The following is a 21152-nucleotide window of genomic DNA, read 5'->3' as shown; positions in this document are numbered from 1 at the left end:
GTTCCTAGCCTTTGACTGCGCCGGCAGCAATGCCGCGAACAAAAAGTCTGCCTGAGAAGAAATACACCGCCAGCGGCACCAGCCCCGTCAGCATGGTGGCGGCCATATTTACGTTGTATTCCTTGACCCCCTGCACCGAGTTGACGATGTTATTAAGCTGCACTGTCATCGGGTAATTCTCGGGGCGGGTATAAACGACACCGAACAGAAAATCGTTCCAGATGCCGGTGACCTGAATAATGCCCGACACCACGAAAATGGGCAGCGACATGGGAACCACGATGCGAAAGAAGATGCCCCAGAAGCCAGCACCGTCAACACGCGCGGCTTTGAACAGTTCTTCCGGCAGGGCCACGAAATAATTGCGAAACAACAACACGTTTATGGGCATGGCAAACACCGTGTGCACCAGCACCAGCCCCCAAAGCGACCCGAACAACCCCAGTTCGCGCAAGATGATGACCAGCGGATACAAAAGCACCTGATAGGGAATGAACGCCCCCATCAGCAAAATGCCGAAGAAGACTTCGGACCCTTTGAAGCGCCAGCAAGCCAGCACATAGCCCGTCAATGCCGCCACCGAGACCGAGATGATCAGCGAGGGGATCAGAATGCGGATGGAATTCCAGAACCCGCGCGACAGCCCGTCGCAATTGATGCCGGTGCAGGCCTGTGACCATGCCTTGACCCACGGCTGAAACGTCACTTCCACAGGTGGGGAAAAGATGTTGCCAACACGGATTTCGGCCATATCCTTCAGCGATGTGACCATCATCACATATAGCGGCAGCAGGTAATACAGGCTGAAGATGATCAGCGCCCCATACAGCATGATATTGCGCGCCGAGAGGGCCTTTTGCGGCTTCGCACCGCGGGGGGTAACAGCGGTCATTGGCGCTTCTCCCTGTATTGCATATACGCCCAAGGGATCAGGATGATGGCGACAGTGACCAGCATCATGGTTGATGCCGCGAAGCCCTGCCCAAGGTTTTGACGGGTGAACAGCGTGTCATAGACATATTTCGCCGGCACTTCGGACGCGATGCCCGGCCCGCCAGATGTCATGGCCACCACCAGATCATAAAGTTTCACAATCCCGCTGGTCACCAGCACCAGCGCTGTGACAAACACGGGCTTCATCATCGGAATGATGACCACGATATAGGTTTTCCACACAGGAATGCCGTCCACGCGGGTGGCTTTCCAGATGTCTTCGTCAATGCCGCGCAACCCCGCCAGCATGATGACCATGATCAGCCCGGTGCCCTGCCACAACCCCGCAATCAGCAACCCGATGATCACCAGATCAGGGTTATACAGCGGGTCAAAATTGAAATTCGCAAACCCCAGCCCGCGAATGATGGACTGAATCCCGAATTCGGGGTTCAAAATCCATTGCCACGCCAGACCGGTCACAATGAAAGACAACGCGAAAGGATACAGAAAAATCGTGCGGAACGTGTCTTCGAACCGGATTTTACGGTCCAGCAGGGCGGCCAGAAAGAACCCCAGACACATGGTCAGCACCAGCGACACAATGCCGTAAACAGCCAGGTTTTCGATGGAAACCAGCCACCTGCGCGTATTCCACAGACGTTCATACTGATCAAACCCAACCCAGTTCAGCCGTGGCAACAGCCGCGAGTCGGTGAAGGAATGCACAATCGTCCAGATTGTGCCCCCCACAAACACACCAAGCCCCACAAGAACCATGGGAATGGCCGCCAGTTTGGATGAAAGATTGCGCAGCAGGCGGATTGGCGGGCGTGCGCCATCCCGAGCGCGTCTTGCGCTGGACATCTTGATCCTCCGGTATTTTGGAAAATGCGGGTGAATGGCCGGGGTTCGGGGTTTCGCAAACCCCGGCCAGTTTAATCAATCCGCGCGGGCGATGATTTCCGCATACAGACGCTGCGCATCTTCGGCGGTGTAGCTGGGGTCGTTCCAGAACTCGACCATCAGATCCTCGATCTGGCCTTGGGTATCGGGCGAGAAGGTCTGGTTTGCATCCGGCAGGATGTTCCCGGTCGCCAGAATTGCCAGCCCCTTGGCCATGCAGTCATTGGCCGCAGTCAGGTCAATATCGCCCCGCACCGGAAGCGACCCTTTTTTCAGGTTGAAGGCAACCTGCGCTTCTTGCGAAATCATCAGGGATGCCAGTTCCAGCTGGGCGGCTTCAACTTCGGGGTTGTTGATTTTCGGGAAATAGAACGCATCCCCGCCGGTGGAAATGATCTCGTTCATGCCCAGACCGGGCAGGCAGGAATAATCTTCGCCCGCGACAAGGCCCGCGACCTGAAATTCGCCCTGCGCCCAGTCGCCCATGATCTGCCCGCCGGCCTGACCGGAGATCACCATATTGGTGGCCTGGTTCCAGTCCTGCACATTCGACCGCGCTGAAAATGCGCGCGCCTGCGCCGCGGCTTCAAACACGCGGGCGTAGTCGGGGCCTGCCGCCACTTCGGCGTTTTGGTCAATATGCACGGCCTTCCATGCGTCGGTGCCCGCCAGCGCAATGGCCATGACGCCAAACGCCCCTGTTGCCTGCCAGGGCTGCCCGCCCATGGCCAGGGGAATTTTTCCTGCTTCTTCAAGTGCTGGGGCGGCTGCGATGAATTCTTCCCAATTCGTGGGAACTGGCAGGCCTGCATCCTCATAGGCCTTGTGACTTAGCCACAGCCACTGCCATGAATGAATGTTGATCGGCACGCAGTAGATGCGCCCGTCAATGGTGCAGCTGTCCAGAAGCGATGTGGGGTTCACAAAATCACGCCAGCCTTCAGCCTCGGCCAGGTCGGTCAGGTCCAGCATCAGCCCGGCCTCGACCAGTTCTTCTGCCTGACGGCCATGATTGAACTGGGTTGCGCCCATCGGGTCACCGCCCGTGATGCGCCCGATCATGATGGGGCGCGCAGTGCCGCCTGAGCCAGCAATTGCGCCATCTACCCAAGTATGGTCCGTGTTTTCATTGAACAGGCGCGCGAATTCGGCCACAGCGGCCGCTTCCCCACCAGATGTCCACCAATGCGTCACTTCCAGATCAACGGCCAAGGCGGCAGTTCCTGCGGAAATCAGGCTGGTTGATGCCAGCAATGCAAATGTTTTTTTCATGCGTTCCTCCCTGAACGGCATAAGCCGCATATGTCACGGTGCAGCGCGGGTTATTGAAAGATTATCTTGCCCGCGTTATGTAATCGATTACATTACAAATACAAAAACGACCTCCTCCAAGGATGAATCATCATGTAATCGATTACACCACCTTCAGTCAGTCGAAACAATCTGTCAAGAAATTTGTAGCCGTTCATAAAACAAGGATGCGGACACCCGGATGCAAACCCCCCCGCCAAAGATCAAGGATGTTGCGCAGGTTGCAGGTGTGTCCACCGCTACAGTCAGCCGCGCCCTGACACAACCCGACCGCCTGAGCGAGGCAACGCGCAAAAAGGTCTTCGATGCAATCGAAACCACCGGCTACCGTGTCAATCAGGCCGCGCGCAACCTGCGCACGCGCCGCGCCGGCGCGGTGCTTGTGCTTGTCCCCAATCTGGGCAACCCGTTTTTTTCCGCGATCCTGTCCAGCATGAATGACGTGCTTTCCGCAAACGGGTATTCGGTGCTGGTGTTCGACAGCCAGCAACCCGGCGCATCCGAACAGGCTGTGGCAGATTGTTTGCTTAATGGCAGCGTGGACGGCATGGTAACCCTTGACGGGCACATGACCACCACAACCGCGAAGGCCCTGCGCAACGCCAACATGATGCGCAATGTCGTGTTTTGTTGCGAATGGTCCGACCAATGGCCGCTTCCGTCCATCCGCAGCAATAACGGGCTGGGCACAAAGCTGGCCGTCGATCACCTTGTTGCCCTAGGGCACCGGAAAATTGCCCATGTCACAGGCCCCGCGTCCAACATTCTGGCCGACATGCGCAAATCCACGTTTTTGGAACGCTGCGCGACCCATAATCTGGACATTCCGCCCGATTGGGTTGTGCAGGGCGATTTTTCGCTGATGGCGGGCGCGCAGGCCGCTGACAAAATTCTGGCGCTGTCCCCGCGCCCGACCGGGGTTTTCTGCGCATCTGACGCTATGGCGCTTAGCTTTATTGCGCGCTGTCGGCGGCGCGGGCTGCGTGTGCCAGATGATATATCGGTCATCGGTTTTGATGATATTGAAATGGCCGCATACGCGGAACCGGGCCTGACCACCATCCGGCAGGACCGCGCGGGCCTTGGGCGACTGGCGGCGCAGGAATTGCTGGCCCGCCTGCGCGGCGAACAAAAAACCGAGGGCGCTTATGTCATCTATGCCCCTGTTGCCCTGATTGAACGCGGCACCACCGCCCCACCGCAGCACAGCACAGCCCCTTGACGCATGTTGCGCATAACACGCGCCCCCAAGGGTGCGGGTGCCCTGGCCCGAAACGGATTACAGGATTTCCAGAACCCGTTGATAAACCTGCATAACTGCCGGTGTGGTTGCATGGTGCCGGTGACGAATGATGAAATAGGGTTCCACGCTGATATCCTGCGCAATGTCCAGCACCGCCAGACGCGCACCAATGCCATCTGCGCCCAGCAGGTCCGCAACCTCCTGCGCTTGGGGGGTGATGGCATGTCCCGCTGCCAGCATCGTCAAGGCCACCAGAAGCGAAGAACTGTTCGACACCCGTTCCGGCAGCGCCATTCCTGATACGCGGAACATATGTTCAACTGCCTGCCGGATGGGCGTCCCGCGTTCTTGCATAACCCATTCATACTGCCGCAAATCTGACAGGGCACAGGCCCGCTGGCCCACCAGTGGATGGCGGTCATTCACCAACAGCACCACCCGTTCGGTGCGCGCGGGGTTCACTTCCAGATCAGCGGCATCATAACCCGGTGGCAAGCGGGCAATGATGAAATCAAACTGGCGGTCCTCCAGCCCGCGCATAAGGTCGGCAGACGGCGCCACATGGATGGTCACGTCAAGGAACGGGGCGTGTTGGCGGATATGGGAAATGGCAGGCACGGCATACCCCACCGCAGGCCCCGTCACTGCCCCGATGCGCACACGCCCGGACCGCCCGGACTGGATCATGCCCAATTCGTGTTCCAGCCCTTCAAATTCCGTCAGAATCATGCCCATGCGCCGCAAGACGGACCGCCCCACTTCGGTGGGCATCATGCCACGCGGCAAGCGTTCAAACAGCGGGGCGCCAAGATCGGCCTCCACCTCTGCCAATATGCGGGATGCTGCGGGTTGCGACATGGCCATCTGGTCGGCAGCAAGCTGAAGCTTGCCCGTTTCGGCAATCCGCAAAAGCAGTTTCAAATGACCGGGTTTCAGGCGCAATAAGGACAGCATGTGCTAAGCCATATCGTAAATGATATGCCTTGTTCAATAAATATGATTTGATGGAAATGTCCTTCCCCCCTAAGAAGACTTTGCCGGTGCCCCTCGACGGACCAACATTCGACGGCACCGCACCATTTCGCTGGGAGGAGCGCATAATGACATATAAATTTGTGACCGCATCAGTGGTCGGCCTGACGCTGGCAACAGGGGCCATGGCCGAAGGGGTGATCGGAATTGCCATGCCAACGCAATCATCCGCCCGCTGGATCGCAGATGGAAACGCCATGGTCGGCCTGTTTGAAGAAGCAGGCTATTCCACCATTCTGCAATATGCCGAAGATGACATTCCCAACCAGTTGGCCCAGATTGAAAACATGGTCACCAACGGGGTTGATGTGCTGGTCATTGCCGCGATTGACGGCACCACCTTGTCCAACGCACTGGAAAACGCGCATTTCGCGGGAATTGACATCATCGCCTATGACCGGCTGATCCGCGACAGCGAACATGTCAGCTACTATGCGACATTCGACAATTTCCAGGTTGGTGTGCAGCAGGCGGAATCGCTGGTATCGGGGCTGGAATCGCGGTTCGGGTCAGGGCCGTGGAATGTGGAACTGTTCGGCGGTTCGCCCGACGACAACAACGCTTTCTTCTTCTATGACGGCGCAATGTCGGTGCTGCAGCCGCTGATTGATGATGGATCGGTGAATATTGTATCAGGCCAAATGGGCATGGACCGTGTGGGCACGCTGCGCTGGGACGGTGCTGTTGCACAGGCGCGCATGGATAACCTGCTATCCGCCCATTACACTGATACCGAAATTCACGGTGTTCTGTCCCCCTATGACGGGCTGTCCATTGGTATTTTGTCATCCCTCAAGGGGGTTGGGTATGGATCGGATGATCTGGAAATGCCCATCGTGACAGGGCAGGATGCGGAAGTTCCGTCCATCAAGTCCATTCTGGCAGGCGAGCAATACTCGACCGTGTTCAAGGACACGCGCGAACTGGCGCGGGTGACGGTTGGCATGGTGGATGCCCTGCTTGGCGGGGGCGAGCCGGAAATCAATGACACCGAAACCTATGATAACGGTGTCAAGATCGTGCCAAGCTTCTTGTTGGAACCCGTGTCGGTTGATGCGTCGAACTGGGAAGAAGTCCTTATCGGGTCGGGCTATTACACCCAAGAGCAGCTGCGCTAAGCGCGGTATTCCCAACACGGGACAAGCGCATGCCTTGGGCATATTTCAGGGCATGCGCGTAACCGTAGCGAAGGGCGGGCAGTCATGAAGCCACTTCTGGAAATGCGCGCAATTTCCAAATCCTTCCCCGGCGTCAAGGCGCTGGACGAAGTGACCCTGTCGGTTGCAGAAGGGGAAATTCACGCAATCGTTGGCGAAAACGGCGCGGGCAAATCCACCTTGATGAAGGTATTGTCGGGCGTCTATCCGGCGGGCAGTTATGATGGTGAAATCCATTATGACGGCGCTTTGGCGGAATTCCGGTCCATTCAGGACAGCGAAGCGCGCGGGATCATCATCATCCATCAGGAACTTGCGCTGGTGCCGCTGCTGTCAATTGCCGAGAACCTGTTTCTGGGTAATGAAATCAGCCGCAACGGGTATATTCACTGGCATGAAACCACGCGCCGCACGCGCGAATTGCTGGCGCGTGTGGGCCTTAGCGACCCGCCCACCATGCTGGTGGAAAAGCTGGGTGTGGGCAAACAGCAACTGGTGGAAATTGCAAAAGCCCTGGCCAAGGATGTGCGCCTGCTGATCCTTGACGAACCCACCGCCGCCTTGTCGGAATCCGACAGTGATGCGCTGCTGGACCTGATGCTGGAACTAAAATCGCGCGGGATGACGCAGATCATCATCAGCCATAAACTGAATGAAATCCGCAAGGTGGCCGACAGTATCACAGTTATCCGCGACGGCAGCACCGTGTCCACCATGCGCGCGGACACTGACGAAATTACCGAAGACCGCATTGTGCGCGACATGGTGGGCCGTGACATGGCGCAGCGCTATCCGCCGCGCACCCGCCGCGCGGGGCCTGTGTTGATGGATGTGGCAAACTGGTCCGTGCGCCACCCGGATTTCCCTGAACGCATGGCCATCAAGGATGTGTCCTTTCACGTCCGCGAGGGCGAGGTGGTGGGCATTGCCGGCCTTATGGGCGCTGGTCGCACCGAACTGGCCATGAGTATTTTCGGCCGGTCCTATGGCCGCGACATTCAGGGCGACGTGCGCATGCGCGACACGCCTGTAAAGCTGAACACTGTCAGCGATGCAATTGCCGCCGGGCTGGCCTATGTGACCGAGGACCGCAAGTCCCTGGGCCTGATTCTGGAAGACAGCATTCAGCGCAACATAACCCTGGCCAATCTGCACGCTGTGGCCAGCAATGGCCTGCTGAATGAAGCGCGCGAAGCGCAGGTGGCCGAAGGCTACCGCAAAAGCATGAATATCCGCACACCGGGCGTGTATCAGCGTGTCATGAACCTGTCGGGGGGCAACCAGCAAAAGGTGGTCTTGTCGAAATGGCTGTTTTCAGGGCCAGAGGTTCTGATCCTTGATGAACCGACACGCGGCATCGATGTGGGCGCCAAATTTGAAATCTATGGCCTGATCAATGACTTGTCGGCGCAAGGCAAGGGGGTTGTCATGATCTCCTCGGAAATGCCGGAACTGCTGGGCATGTGCGACAGGATCTATGTCATGAACGAAGGGGCCATCATGGGCGAATTGACGGCAGAAGACGCCAGCCAGGAACGCATCATGTCCATGATCGTCACAAGATCGGAGAAAGTCTGAAATGCAACAGGCAAACACACAATCCGGCACTGCGCAGTCAATGCGCGAGTATCTGGTCAACCATTTGCGCGAATATGGCCTTCTGGTCGCATTGATCATGGTGATGGTGTTTTTCCAGATCACCACCAACGGGACGCTGCTGCGCCCGGTGAATATTACCAACCTTCTGTTGCAAAACAGTTATATCGTCATCATGGCGCTTGGCATGCTGATTGTCATCGTGTCCGGCAATATTGATTTGTCGGTGGGGTCGGTGATGGGCTTCATCGGGGCGCTGGCGGCGGTGCTGATTGTGTCGATGGGGTTGCCGCTGATGCTGGCAATTGTCATCTGCCTGATTACCGGCGGGTTGATCGGGGCGGCGCAGGGATACTGGATTGCCTATTGGAAAATCCCGTCCTTCATTGTGACGCTGGCGGGGATGCTGGTGTTTCGCGGGCTGTCGCTATGGCTGCTGCAAGGGCAGTCGGTCGGCCCCTTCCCGCGCGAATTTCAGGTTATTGCCACAGGGTTTGTGGCCGACCCGTTCCCCGCCGCATGGGGCCAGTCGCTGGCCGTCATGTTTGGCGAACGCAATGTCAATATTCTGGCGCTGCTGACAGGCGTGGTGGCGGCGGCGGTCATTGTCTGGATGGGGGTAAAGAAACGCGCGCGCAACAAATCCTTCGGCATGATGGATGAACCTTTCGCGTTCTTCGTCATCCGCAACATCATCGTGGCGGCAGCATTGGTGTTCATCACCTATAAACTGTCCAGCTTTCGGGGCCTGCCCAATGTGTTGCTGACCATGGGCATACTGACCATCATCTATGCGTTTCTGACTGAAAACACCGTCATGGGCCGCCAGATTTACGCGGTGGGCGGCAATGAAAAGGCCGCGAAACTGTCAGGCATCAAGACCGAACGCCTGACCTTTCTGGCCTTCGTCAATATGGGGGTGCTGGCGGCGGCGGCGGGGCTGGTTTTCGCCGCGCGCCTGAACACCGCCACCCCCAAGGCGGGGTTTGCACTGGAACTGGACGTGATTGCCGCTGCCTTCATCGGGGGGGCGTCCATGTCGGGCGGTGTGGGCAAGATTGTCGGCGCAGTGGTGGGCGCGTTCCTGATGGGGGTGTTGAATAACGGCATGTCCATCATGGGCATCGGCATTGATTACCAACAAATGATCAAGGGGTTGGTGCTGCTGGCTGCTGTCATCTTCGATGTCTACAACAAAAGCAAACGTGCATAATTCGGGCAAGGGGTAAGACATGACTTTCACACCGGCAGAATGGCCCCGAAAATTACGGTCGCAGGAATGGTTCGGCGGCACAGGGCGCGATGCGATCTATCATCGCGGCTGGATGAAAAATCAGGGCATCCCGCATGACATGTTCGATGGCCGCCCCGTCATTGCCATTCTGAACACATGGTCGGAACTGACCCCCTGCAATGCCCATCTGGCCGATCTGGCGCAAAGGGTGCGCGCGGGCATTTATGAGGCCGGGGGCCTGCCGGTCGAAGTGCCTGCCTTCTCGGCGTCGGAATCGGGGTTCCGGCCCACCGCGATGATGTTTCGCAACCTTGCCGCCATGTCCATTGAGGAACAGATGCGCGGCCTGCCCATGGATGGGTGCGTGTTGCTGGCGGGTTGCGACAAGACCACGCCCAGCCTGCTGATGGCGGCGGCGTCCACCAACCTGCCGTCAATCCTTGTCAGCGGCGGGCCCATGCTGAACGGGCATTTCCGCGGGGAACGCGTGGGGTCTGGCACGCATTTGTGGAAATTCTCCGAGGCGGTGAAGGCCGGCGACATGACCCCCGAGGAGTTTTTGGAAGCCGAGGCGTCCATGTCCCGATCGCCGGGGTCGTGCAACACCATGGGCACCGCGTCCACCATGGCGTCGATGTCCGAGGCCTTGGGCATGGCCCTGTCAGGCAATGCCGCCATTCCGGCGGTCGATGCGCGCCGCCGTGTCATGGCGCAACTGTCGGGGCGGCGCATTGTCCAGATGGTCAAGGATGATCTGAAACCATCTGATATTCTGACCAAACGGGCCTTTGAAAACGCCATCCGCACCAATGCCGCAATTGGCGGGTCCACCAATGCGGTCATTCATATGATGGCGGTTGCGGGGCGTGTGGGCGTTGATCTGACGCTTGATGACTGGGACCGCTGCGGGCGCGGGGTGCCCACCATCGTCAACCTGATGCCATCGGGCAAATACCTGATGGAGGAATTCTTCTATGCCGGGGGCCTGCCGGTCGTGCTGCGCCGTCTGGGGGATGCGGGAATGCTGCATAAGGATGCACTCACAGTGTCGGGTGGGCCGATCTGGGACGAATTGCAAGATATTGTGAACCACAATCCAGATGTCATCCTGCCCGTGGACCGCGCGCTGGCGCAAGAAGGCGGCATTGTCGTTTTGCGCGGCAATCTTGCCCCGAAAGGCGCTGTGCTGAAACCATCTGCCGCGTCAGCGCATTTGTTGCAGCATCGTGGCCGCGCGGTCGTGTTTGAAGATATCGACGATTACAAGGCCCGCATCAATGACCCCGATCTGGACATTGATGAGCATTGCATCATGGTACTGAAAAATTGCGGCCCGAAGGGTTACCCCGGCATGGCAGAAGTGGGCAATATGGGCCTGCCGCCCAAGATATTGAAAAAGGGCATCACGGATATGGTGCGCATATCAGATGCACGCATGTCGGGCACGGCCTATGGCACGGTTGTTTTGCACACCTCGCCCGAAGCGGCGGCAGGCGGCCCGCTGGCAGTGGTGCGCAATGGCGATATGATTGAACTGGACGTGGCCGCGCGCCGCCTGCATCTGGACATACCGGACGCCGAACTGGCCGCGCGGCTGGACGGGTGGACCCCGCCCGCGCCCTTGCCGGCATCGGGCTATGCATGGCTGCATGCCCACCATGTCGAAGGGGCCGATACAGGCGCCGATCTTGATTTCCTGAAAGGGTGCCGTGGCGCCCCTGTCGGAAGGGACAGTCACTGATGAAAATTGCCCTTGTCGGAATTGGCAAAATCGCCCTTGACCAGCATGTGCCCGCCTTGCGCGCATCCCCCGATTGGGAACTGGCCGCAACTGTGTCGCGCCATGGCAGCGTTGACGGGGTGGAAGCATGGCGCGATCTGGACGCCATGCTGGCCGCGCGCAGTGACATCCGCGTAATTTCACTGTGTGTGCCGCCCGCGCCGCGGTTTGATCTGGCCGCGAAAGCCTTGCAGGCCGGGCGCTATGTCATGCTGGAAAAACCCCCCGGTGCCACGCTGTCGGAATGCGCCACCTTGCAGGCCATGGCCCAGAATGCACGCCTTGGCGTGTTCGCCACATGGCACAGCCGCGAGGCCGCGATGGTTGCCCCCGCAAAAGCATGGCTGACCGACAAGATTGTGCGATCCGGGCGCATTACATGGCGCGAGGATGTGCGCAAATGGCACCCCGGCCAGGACTGGGTGTTCGACGCAGGCGGCATGGGCGTGTTTGACCCCGGCATAAACGCGCTGTCCATCCTGACCGAAATTCTGCCCTGCACGGTGCATCTGCGCGCCGCTACACTGGAAGTGCCGCAAAACCGCCAGATGCCGATTGCCGCACAACTGGACTTCAGCAACAATATCAGCGCCGATTTCGACTGGCGCCAGACCGGTCCGCAAACATGGTCCATCGCGCTTGAAACGGACCAAGGCACGCTGGAATTGCATGATGGCGGCGCGCGTATGGTGGTGGATGGAACGCCCCAGAATGCCCCCACCGATGCGCTGTCGGGCGAATATCCGCGCCTGTATCAACGCATGGCGCAGCTTGTGCGCGCGGGCGCGTCTGACATGGACATGCGCCCGCTGACACTGGTGGCCGATGCCTTCATGACTGGCGCGCGCGTCAGTGTTGACCCTTTCCATTTCTAAGGACCCCCACATGCAAACCCCCCTCAAGGGTATTCTGCCCGTAGCCCCCACCCCGTTTCTTGATGATGGCAGTCTGGACCATGACGGCATGCGCCGCGTGCTGGATTGCATGATTGATCAAGGTGTTGATGCGATTTGCATTCTGGCGAATTATTCCGAACAGTTTGTCCTGTCCGATGACGAACGCACCGCCATGATGCGCGTGTCACTGGAACATGTCGCGGGGCGGGTGCCGGTTATTGTGACCATCAGCCATTTTTCCACCAATCTTGTGGTGGCGCGCGCGCGCGCCGCGCAGGCCATGGGGGCGGCCATGGTGATGATGATGCCCCCCTATCACGGGGTCGGGCTGGTCCCCACCGAGGGGATGATATTTGAACATTTCAAGGCCGTGTCAGACGCCATCACCATTCCCATCATGGTGCAGGACGCGCCCTTGTCGGGGTGTCAGCTATCGGTGCCGTTTCTGGCCCGCATGGCCCGCGAGTTGGAACAGGTCAGCTATTTCAAGCTGGAAATGCCGTTTGCGGCCGACAAGCTGGCAGCGTTGATTGAAACGGGCGGCAAGGATATTCTCGGCCCCTTTGACGGCGAAGAAGCGGTCACATTGCTGGCTGATCTGGATGCGGGTTGCACAGGCACCATGACATCCGCACTTCTGCCCGAACATATCCGGCCCATTGTGACGCAGTATCTGGATGGCGCGGTGGATGCGGCCTTGGCGCAATGGAAACTGTGCCTGCCGCTGATCAATCATGAAAACCGCCAATGCGGGTTGCGCGCGGCCAAGACTGTCATGAAACATGGCGGCGTCATCCGGTCGGACCATGTGCGCCACCCGCTGAAACCGCTAAGCCCGCGCACCGAAGACCGCCTGTTGCAATTGTCGCGCGAACTGGACCTGATTGCCCTGCGCTGGGGCAAATAACCCCCGCTACAGGTGCCGACACAAATGCCCCTTGACCGCGCGCGTGGTCAGGGGGCTTTTTCCTTGCGCCAGCGCTGCAAAAATGCGGCCTTGATGCGCTGTTCAGGCAGCACCAGCACCAGACCGGACAGCATAATCACCACCGCCCCCATCAACATGGCGAAACGCGGAATATCCCCAAAGAATATCCAGCCCAGGATTACGGCCCATAGCAGCAATGTATATTGCAACGGCGCAATCAGCGCGGCATCGGCCAGCTTCAGGGCGCGGTTCACGCACAGATGCGCCCCCATTGCCACCACACCCACAAGCGCCAGTAAGCCCCAGTCAAACGCCCCCGGCATGGACCAGCCCACAGGGGCTGCAATAACACCTGCGACACCTGCGCCAACCAACTGCCAGAACACCAGCGTCATGTCGGGCGTGCCACGCAAATAGCGCCCTGTAATCATCATCAGCGCAAAACACAGCGACCCTATGATGGCCACAAGTGTGGCCATCCCTGCCCCCTCGCCACTGGGTTTCAGCGCGATCAACACGCCCACAAACCCGAACACCACCGCCGCCCAACGCAACGGGCTGACAGACTCGCGCAGCAACAGCGGCGACAGCACCGCAACATAAATAGGCGCCGCCAACCAGAAGGTCATTGTGTCGGCAAGCGGCATATGGCGCACCGCGAAATAGAAGCAGAACACTTCTGCCGTGGACAGCACCACGCGGGCAAATTGCACCGCAGGCCGGTCCACATGAAACAGCTTGCGAAACCCGAACGCATACAGAAACGGCAACAACACTGCCAAAGCCGCAAGACTGCGGATCGCCAGCACCTGACCCACCGAATAGCTGCTGACCAGCCATTTCCCCAGCGCGTCGTTGGACGCAAACAGGAACATGCCAAGCAACATCAGGGCCAGACCTGCAAGGGTCGGGTTCATGCGCATCATCGCATCACTTCATTTCGGGAAAAGTGGCAATAGCAACATGCGGGGACCGTGGCCCCCGCATACCGGTTTCAAGGCTTATTCGCCGCGCAGTTTGGCAAGCTCTGCCTGCATCATGTCGATCACCTCGACGCCGATTGTTTCGGCGTGTTTTTCATACACACCTTCCACAGCGGCCCGAATGCGGTTCAGTTCTGCGCCGTCCAACTCGTTGAACGCCATGCCCGCTTCCTGCACATTGTTCAGCGACACGTCCGACAATTCGCGCCCGACACGGCGCTGGACATCACGGCCCACCACAGCGCATTCACGCAAGATGGTCTGTTCGGTTTCCGAATATGTGTTGAAGATCGGACCAGAGAACAGCACCATAAACGGTGTATAGGCATGCTGCGTGGCCGACAGATAGCCCTGCACCTCATAGAATTTGGAGGTGTCGATCGTCACATAGGGGTTTTCCTGTGCGTCGATCGCGCGGGTTTCCAGCGCGGTGAACACTTCGCCAAAGGCCATGGGCGTGGCATTGGTGCCAAGCGCCTGGAACGTATCAAGGAAGATGTTGTTTTGCATCACGCGCACGCGCATTCCGTCAAAATCTTCCAGGCGGGTGATGGGGCGCACCGAGTTGGTCAGGTTGCGGAACCCGTTTTCCCAGTAGGCCAGGTTCACAAGGCCGGAATCTTCCATCTTTTCTGCGATATAGTCCCCGAAAGCACCGTCAAGAATGGCGTCGGCTTCTTCTGCGCTGGAAAACAGGAACGGCAGGTCAAAAACCCCCAGCGCCGGTTCAATACCGACCAGCGGCGACGAAGACGTGACCACCATTTCCTGTGTGCCCGAGCGCAGCGCCTGTGTGGCCGTCAGGTCATCACCAAGCGCCGAGGACCAGAATGCGTTCAGCGTCCACGCCCCGTCGGTGCGCTCATCGATACACGCGCGCATCGCGTTGATCCCGTCACCCACCGGGTGGGTTTCCGCCACGCCGTTGGACACTGTAATGGTGCGCGTGCTGATATCTGCCAGCGCGGGCAGCGCCACACCTGCAACAAGCGCCGTTGTCAGGGTTAGTTTGGTCAGGGTTTTCATGGTCTTTCCTCCCAGATTGAAAACAGGTTTCTTCTTCTCAGCGCAGCCATTGCAGCGGCACCAGAACAAGTTCGGGAAACGCAATCAGCACCATCAGCACACCCACCTGGGCCGCAAGGAAGGGCAAGACACCCCAAATCACCTTGCCCAAGGGCACGCGCGCCACGCCACTGACCACGTTCAGAACAACACCCACCGGCGGGGTCAGAAGCCCCACACAAGTGGTCATCACGAAAATGATCCCGAAATACACCGGGTCAATTCCCGCTGCGCGAATGACGGGCATCAACACCGGCACCAGAATCAGGATCGTGGGCGCCAGGTCCAGCACTGTGCCAACCACCAGCACCAACAACACAATCACCAGCATCAGCATTTTGGGGTTATCCAGCACCGGCGACAGGAAGCGTGTAATTTCTGCCGGAATATTCGCCCGCGTGATCAGCCAGGACGTAACCAGGGCCGCCGCAACCAGAAACAACACAACAGATGTCGTTTTGGCCGCATTCAGCAGCACATGATACAAATGCGCCACTTTCAATTCGCGGTAGACGAACATCCCCACAAACAGCGCATAAACTGCCGCAATCACGGCCGCTTCGGTAGGGGTGAAAATGCCAAAGCGGATACCGCCCAAAATGATGACAGGCATCATCAATGCCCAGCCCGCCGCTGCCGTGGCGCGCAACCGCTCGCGGCCAGTGGCGCGCGGCAGGGGTTTGACATTTTCGCGCCGCGCAACAATCAGCCATGCGATAATCAGCGATGCGGCCATCATGATACCGGGCACAATGCCGCCCATGAACAGCGCCGTAATCGACACATTGGCCGCAACCCCGAAGATGATGAACGCAATAGACGGGGGAATGACGGGCGCAATCACCCCGCCCGCCGCCATCAAACCCGCTGCGCGCGGCACGTTATAGCCCGCCTCGCGCATCATCGGGATCAGGATTGCCGCCAAGGCCGCCGAATCCGCCGCCGCAGACCCTGAAAGCGAGGCCATCACCACCGCCGCGATGATCGCCACAATCCCCAGCCCCCCGCGAATATGCCCCACACAGGCCACGGCAAACGCCACAATCCGTTTGGACAACCCGCCTGCATTCATCAATTCGCCCGCCAGCAGGAAGAACGGAATTGCCAGCAGCGTAAAGGAATTGGCGCCCGTCACCATTTGCTGGCTGATGATCTGGGGGTTGAACAGCCCCATCCATGTCATCAAAACGACCGCGCAGAACATCAGCGCAAAAGCGACCGGAACCCCCAGCGCAAGCCCGAAAAACAGCGTTCCCAGAAAAACCAGAAGAACCATTAACGCTTCTCCTTCTGGTCGAGCAGGTCAAAATCGCCGGTGAAGCGCGCCATTTCATCCGTCGGCGTCAAGCCGAAGATCGCGCGCACCATGCGCAGAAACGCAATCAGCGCAATGCACGCCCCCGTGACATAGGTAATCCCGTAAACCCAGATCATCGACAGGCCAATCACGGCCGCATTCATGGACGCATTGATCGGGTGCTGAACCCAGGTGCCCCAGAACAGCACAGCCGCACAGGTCAGGATGACAAGATTGGTCAGCGCCAGACACACCCGCCGCCCCACCGGCCCGAACATGCGCACCACGGTTTCAACCCCGATATGGTTATATTCACGGAACGCCAGAATAGCCCCGATGAAGGTCAGCCAGACAAAGAAATAGCGCGACATTTCTTCCGAAAAGTTCCAGCCGCTGTTGAACCCGTAGCGCAGAACGACATTACCAAACACCATGACGGTCATACCCGCCAGCAGCGCCACAAGTGCAAATTCCCCCAGCCGGACCGCCAGCAGTTCAATTCGTGCCAAATGCTTCACAAGCCCCTCCCGGTTGGCGCAACCGCCGATCATCATGACCATAAAGCGGTTGTGATTTCCTAAATGAAAGCGTATATCATTGTCAAACGCCAATTACAGATATTTGGACGCAGGCATGCCCCAATGAAGGACAAAACCACAAAAAATAAAGCGATGAAGCTGTCTGATGTGGCGCTGCATGCAAATGTAAGCGTTGTCACTGTGTCCCGCGCCCTGCGTCAGCCGGAACTGGTGTCACAAGACACCCGCGACAAGGTGGCCGCCGCTGTCCAGTCGCTGGGCTATGTGCCCAACCCGGCGGCACAGGCGCTTGCGTCGGCACGTTCGCGGCTTATCGGCGTGGTTATTCCGTCCCTGACCAACCAGATATTTGCCGAATTGCTGCGCGGCGTCATGGATGGTGTGGAGGGGACGACCTACACCCCCCAGTTTGTGAACACACGTTACAAGTTATCGCGCGAAGAAGACCTGTTGCGCGTTCTGGCAACCCAGCGCCCTGCCGGAATGATTGTGGCCGGGATCGACCAATCCCCCGATGCGCGCCGCCTGCTGGAACAGATGGATTGCCCTGTCGTGCAGGTCATGGAAACCGGCCCGGACCCGGTGGACATGATGATCGGGTGCGACCAGCAGGATGCAGGACGCGCAGCCGTGCGCCACCTTATCGAACAGGGGTATCGCCGAATCGGGTTTTTGGGCGCGCGCATGGACCCGCGCGCGCAACGCCGCCTTGCGGGGTATAATGACATCATGTCCGCACATGGCCTGTCGGATGATGCGCTTGTTGTCACCACGCCACATCCCAGCGCCTATTCGGTTGGCAGCCAGCTGATGGCGGATTTGCTGGCCAGCGCCCCGGATGCGGATGCCGTGTTTTGCAACAATGACGACGTGGCATTGGGGGTCTTGTTTGAATGCCAGCGGCGTGGTTTGCGGGTGCCCGAACAGATGGGCATTGTGGGTTTCAATGATCTGGATGTGGTGTCGTGTTCGGTGCCCACCATCACATCAGTGCGGACACATCGCTATGAAACAGGCTTGCAAGCCGTTAACATGATAATTAACCAGTTGCACGGCACCCCGCCACAAAAGCGCATCATTGATGCAGGCTATGATCTGATCGTCCGAAACAGCACATTGCGGCAACCCAAGGGGGGCACAATGTAAACCCCGCGCGCAACTGTCGTTTTTTCCCATTCGCGCGGATTACGCTGGCCTTGAACAGCCAATCCGAATGCCCGACCGACCCAATCCCAAAAGGCAAAACCAACATGTCTGACACTCGCGCCCACAAGAAGTTCCGTTCACAGGAATGGTTTGACAATCCCAACAACCCCGGCATGACCGCGCTGTATCTGGAACGCTATCTGAACCAGGAATACACCCGCGCCGAATTGCAGGGCGAACGCCCTGTCATTGGCATTGCACAAACCGGCAGCGACCTTGCGCCATGCAACAAGATTCATGTGTTCCTGATGGACCGCATCAAGGCAGGCATCCGCGACGCAGGCGGGATTCCAATGGAATTTCCGGTCCATCCCATTCAGGAAACCGGCAAACGCCCGACTGCTGCGCTGGACCGCAACCTTGCCTATCTGTCACTGGTCGAGGTGCTGCATGGCTACCCTATTGACGGGGTGGTGCTGACCACCGGCTGCGACAAGACCACACCCGCCATGCTGATGGGCGCGGCAACTGTGGACCTGCCTGCGATTGCGTTGAATGGCGGGCCAATGCTGGACGGCTGGTGGCAGGGCAAGCGCGCGGGATCGGGCACAATTGTGTGGGAAAGCCGCCGCCTGCTTAGCGAGGGCAAAATCGAGTATGATGAATTCATCTCGCGCGTGTGCGCCTCCGCGCCCAGCCTTGGGCATTGCAATACCATGGGCACGGCCAGCACCATGAACGCCATGGCCGAAGCACTTGGCATGACCCTGACCGGCAGTTCCGCCATTCCCGCGCCCTTCCGCGAACGCATGGCCATGGCCTATGAAACGGGTCGGCGCATTGTGGCCATGGTGCATGAAGACCTGAAACCGTCCGATATTATGACGCGCGAAGCGTTTGAAAACGCCATTATCGTGAATTCCGCCATTGGCGGGTCCACCAATGCGCCGCCGCATTTGCAGGCCATCGCCCGCCATGCGGGGGTGGAACTGCATGTCAGTGACTGGCAGAAAATCGGGTTCAACGTGCCGCTGCTGGTCAATATGCAACCTGCGGGCAAATATCTGGGCGAAAGTTTCTTCCGCGCTGGCGGTGTGCCCGCCGTGATGGGCGAGTTGCGCAAGGCAGGGCTGTTGCATGATGGCGCCATGACCGCCAGCGGGGCCACCATGGGCGCAGCTTTGGGCAATTGGGCCAGCCTTGATACGGACGTTATTCTGCCTGTCAGCGCGCCCTTGCGCGAGAACGCGGGCTTTCTGGTGCTGTCGGGCAATCTGTTTGATTCGGCGCTGATGAAAACATCCGTCATCTCGCCCGATTTTCGCGCGCGGTTCCTGTCCAAACCGGGGCAGGAAGGCATTTTTGAAGCGCGCGCCGTGGTGTTTGAAGGACCCGAGGATTACCACGACCGCATCAACGACCCCGCCCTTGGCATTGATGAAGAAACCATCCTGTTCATTCGCGGCGTGGGTTGCGTGGGCTATCCCGGTTCCGCCGAGGTGGTGAACATGCAGCCGCCTGACGCGCTGCTGCGCGCGGGCGTAAACCATTTGCCCACCGTGGGCGACGGGCGGCAATCGGGCACATCGGAATCCCCTTCCATCCTGAATGCCAGCCCTGAATCAGTGGTGGGCGGCGGGCTTGCGCTGTTGCAAACCGGCGACCGCGTGCGGCTGGACCTGAACGCCAGCCGTCTGGATGCGCTGGTGGACCCTGCCGAATGGCAGGCCCGCCGCGACGGCTGGACCGCACCCAAACTCCACCATCAGACACCATGGCAGGAAATCTACCGCACCCATGTGGGCCAACTGGCCGATGGCGGCTGTCTGGAACTGGCCACCGCCTATCAGCGCATCCGCCATGACCTGCCGCGCGACAATCACTGACCCAGAAAGACCCCATTAATATGACACACGACCAGAACCTGGACGATGCCGGCATGTATATCGGCCGCATTTGGCGGCCTGATATCGGCCCCAGCGTGGTTGCCCTGCGCGCAGGCCAGATCATCGACATCACCACCAAAGCCGCGCCCACCATGCGCGACCTTCTGGAACTGCCCGACCCGCTGGCGCATGTGCACAACACCCCCGGCACGCCAGTTTGCACGCTGGACGACCTGAACAGCGCCAGCCACCCCGATGCCGGTGAAAACGACCTGCGGCTACTGGCGCCCTGCGACCTGCAAGCGGTCAAGGCTTGCGGCGTGACCTTCGCGCGGTCCATGTTGGAACGGGTGATCGAAGAACGCGCTGGCGGTGATGCCGCGCGCGCCGACGCAATCCGCACCAAGGTATCGGGCGTTATCGGCGACAGCCTGCGCGACCTTGTGCCCGGATCGCCGGAAGCGGTGCGTGTGAAATCCGTGTTGCAGGCCGAAAACCTGTGGTCGCAATATCTGGAAGTGGGCATTGGCCCCGACGCCGAAGTGTTCACCAAATCGCAGCCCATGTCTGCGGTCGGGCACGGCGCGGCTGTGGGCCTGCACCCATCCAGCAGCTGGAACAACCCCGAACCCGAAATCGTGCTGGCCTGCGCGTCCGACGGGCGCATTCTGGGCGCGTGCCTTGGCAATGACGTCAACCTGCGCGACATTGAGGGGCGCTCGGCGCTGCTGCTCGGCAAGGCCAAGGACAACAACGCCTCCGCCGCGCTTGGCCCCTTTATCCGGCTGTTTGATGGCCGCTTCGGGCTGGATGACATACGCCGCGCAGAACTTGTCATGACCATTGACGGGGTGGACGGGTTCCAGTTGTCGGGGCATTCCTCCATGCGTGAAATCAGCCGCGACCCGGTGGATCTGGCCGCGCAAACCTGCGGGGCGCATCATCAATACCCTGACGGGTTCATGCTGTATCTGGGCACAATGTTTGCCCCCGTGGCCGATCGTGGCGCAAAAGGTGCAGGTTTCACGCATCATATGGGCGACCGCGTGACAATTTCGGCAGCGGGCTTGGGTAATCTGATCAACACTGTTATGTGTTCAACCAAAGCGCCGCGTTGGACGTTCGGAACAAGCGCGTTGATGCGCAATCTTGCCGGGCGCGGCCTGCTGTAACGCGCAGCGCATTGCGGCGCACACACCAAGACAACTGACATACAAGAC

Annotated in this window: 18 protein-coding genes; 10 read left to right on the top strand and 8 right to left on the bottom strand. The window is 59.1% G+C overall.

Annotated elements, in window-relative coordinates:
• Positions 1 to 4: 4 nt before the first annotated feature.
• The 3 genes from ACTZWY_RS14420 to ACTZWY_RS14410 all read right to left on the bottom strand — a co-directional run bounded on the left by ACTZWY_RS14420 (position 5) and on the right by ACTZWY_RS14410 (position 3111).
• Positions 5 to 892, bottom strand: coding sequence for a carbohydrate ABC transporter permease (locus tag ACTZWY_RS14420; protein WP_444791407.1), 888 nt, complete (start codon positions 890 to 892; stop codon positions 5 to 7).
• Positions 889 to 1800 carry a carbohydrate ABC transporter permease gene (locus tag ACTZWY_RS14415; RefSeq protein WP_444791406.1) on the bottom strand — a complete coding sequence of 304 codons (912 nt, stop codon included), beginning with the start codon at positions 1798 to 1800 and terminating at the stop codon, positions 889 to 891. Before ACTZWY_RS14415 ends, ACTZWY_RS14420 begins: the two co-directional genes overlap by 4 nt.
• A gap of 75 nt (positions 1801 to 1875) precedes the next feature.
• Positions 1876 to 3111: an ABC transporter substrate-binding protein gene (locus ACTZWY_RS14410; protein WP_444791405.1), complete on the bottom strand. Its 1236-nt coding sequence runs from the start codon at positions 3109 to 3111 to the stop codon at positions 1876 to 1878.
• A 220-nt stretch (positions 3112 to 3331) separates the two neighbouring features.
• Here ACTZWY_RS14410 and ACTZWY_RS14405 point away from each other — a divergent pair, with 220 nt between their 5' ends.
• On the top strand, positions 3332 to 4372 hold the full coding sequence (locus ACTZWY_RS14405; RefSeq protein ID WP_444791404.1) for a LacI family DNA-binding transcriptional regulator: 1041 nt from the start codon (positions 3332 to 3334) through the stop codon (positions 4370 to 4372).
• 57 nt (positions 4373 to 4429) lie between these two features.
• Here ACTZWY_RS14405 and ACTZWY_RS14400 read toward each other — a convergent pair whose 3' ends face one another.
• Positions 4430 to 5347 (bottom strand): LysR family transcriptional regulator, encoded by a 918-nt coding sequence (locus tag ACTZWY_RS14400; protein WP_444791403.1) that lies wholly within the window; start codon positions 5345 to 5347, stop codon positions 4430 to 4432.
• 146 nt (positions 5348 to 5493) lie between these two features.
• On the opposite strand from ACTZWY_RS14400, the gene chvE reads away from it, so the two are divergent.
• From chvE to ACTZWY_RS14370, 6 genes are all read left to right on the top strand, one after another.
• Positions 5494 to 6543 carry a multiple monosaccharide ABC transporter substrate-binding protein gene (gene chvE / locus ACTZWY_RS14395; protein ID WP_444791402.1) on the top strand — a complete coding sequence of 350 codons (1050 nt, stop codon included), beginning with the start codon at positions 5494 to 5496 and terminating at the stop codon, positions 6541 to 6543.
• 84 nt (positions 6544 to 6627) lie between these two features.
• The gene (gene mmsA, locus ACTZWY_RS14390; protein ID WP_444791401.1) at positions 6628 to 8160 is read left to right on the top strand and encodes a multiple monosaccharide ABC transporter ATP-binding protein; all 1533 of its coding nucleotides are present in this window, start codon (positions 6628 to 6630) and stop codon (positions 8158 to 8160) included.
• 1 nt (position 8161) lies between these two features.
• Positions 8162 to 9391: a multiple monosaccharide ABC transporter permease gene (mmsB, locus tag ACTZWY_RS14385; protein WP_444791400.1), complete on the top strand. Its 1230-nt coding sequence runs from the start codon at positions 8162 to 8164 to the stop codon at positions 9389 to 9391.
• A 19-nt stretch (positions 9392 to 9410) separates the two neighbouring features.
• Complete coding sequence (araD, locus tag ACTZWY_RS14380) at positions 9411 to 11153, top strand: L-arabinonate dehydratase (RefSeq protein ID WP_444791399.1); 1743 nt, start codon at positions 9411 to 9413, stop codon at positions 11151 to 11153.
• Positions 11153 to 12067 carry a Gfo/Idh/MocA family protein gene (locus tag ACTZWY_RS14375; RefSeq protein WP_444791398.1) on the top strand — a complete coding sequence of 305 codons (915 nt, stop codon included), beginning with the start codon at positions 11153 to 11155 and terminating at the stop codon, positions 12065 to 12067. The genes araD and ACTZWY_RS14375 overlap by 1 nt, the downstream gene beginning before the upstream one ends.
• Before the next feature lie 10 nt (positions 12068 to 12077).
• Positions 12078 to 12995, top strand: coding sequence for a dihydrodipicolinate synthase family protein (locus ACTZWY_RS14370; RefSeq protein WP_444791397.1), 918 nt, complete (start codon positions 12078 to 12080; stop codon positions 12993 to 12995).
• A 47-nt stretch (positions 12996 to 13042) separates the two neighbouring features.
• Here ACTZWY_RS14370 and ACTZWY_RS14365 read toward each other — a convergent pair whose 3' ends face one another.
• The 4 genes from ACTZWY_RS14365 to ACTZWY_RS14350 all read right to left on the bottom strand — a co-directional run bounded on the left by ACTZWY_RS14365 (position 13043) and on the right by ACTZWY_RS14350 (position 16879).
• Positions 13043 to 13933 (bottom strand): DMT family transporter, encoded by an 891-nt coding sequence (locus tag ACTZWY_RS14365; RefSeq protein WP_444791396.1) that lies wholly within the window; start codon positions 13931 to 13933, stop codon positions 13043 to 13045.
• An 84-nt stretch (positions 13934 to 14017) separates the two neighbouring features.
• Positions 14018 to 15025 (bottom strand): TRAP transporter substrate-binding protein, encoded by a 1008-nt coding sequence (locus ACTZWY_RS14360; protein WP_444791395.1) that lies wholly within the window; start codon positions 15023 to 15025, stop codon positions 14018 to 14020.
• 37 nt (positions 15026 to 15062) lie between these two features.
• Positions 15063 to 16340: a TRAP transporter large permease gene (locus ACTZWY_RS14355; RefSeq protein ID WP_444791394.1), complete on the bottom strand. Its 1278-nt coding sequence runs from the start codon at positions 16338 to 16340 to the stop codon at positions 15063 to 15065.
• A complete protein-coding gene (locus tag ACTZWY_RS14350; protein ID WP_444791393.1) occupies positions 16340 to 16879 on the bottom strand; it encodes a TRAP transporter small permease in 540 nt (179 codons plus the stop codon). Before ACTZWY_RS14350 ends, ACTZWY_RS14355 begins: the two co-directional genes overlap by 1 nt.
• Positions 16880 to 17032: 153 nt before the next feature.
• Between ACTZWY_RS14350 and gntR the strand changes: the two genes are divergently transcribed.
• From gntR to ACTZWY_RS14335, 3 genes are all read left to right on the top strand, one after another.
• The gene (gene gntR / locus ACTZWY_RS14345) at positions 17033 to 18046 is read left to right on the top strand and encodes an HTH-type transcriptional regulator GntR (protein WP_444791392.1); all 1014 of its coding nucleotides are present in this window, start codon (positions 17033 to 17035) and stop codon (positions 18044 to 18046) included.
• 104 nt (positions 18047 to 18150) lie between these two features.
• Positions 18151 to 19932 (top strand): IlvD/Edd family dehydratase, encoded by a 1782-nt coding sequence (locus tag ACTZWY_RS14340; protein WP_444791391.1) that lies wholly within the window; start codon positions 18151 to 18153, stop codon positions 19930 to 19932.
• Between the two features lie 20 nt (positions 19933 to 19952).
• Positions 19953 to 21104: a fumarylacetoacetate hydrolase family protein gene (locus tag ACTZWY_RS14335; protein WP_444791390.1), complete on the top strand. Its 1152-nt coding sequence runs from the start codon at positions 19953 to 19955 to the stop codon at positions 21102 to 21104.
• Positions 21105 to 21152 lie beyond the last annotated feature (48 nt).

Source organism: Roseinatronobacter sp. NSM, assembly GCF_052379845.1.
In the GTDB taxonomy this organism is placed as follows: Bacteria; Pseudomonadota; Alphaproteobacteria; order Rhodobacterales; family Rhodobacteraceae; genus Roseinatronobacter.
Note: the sequence above shows the minus strand (reverse complement) of the source record. Positions and strands in the feature narration are given on the sequence as shown.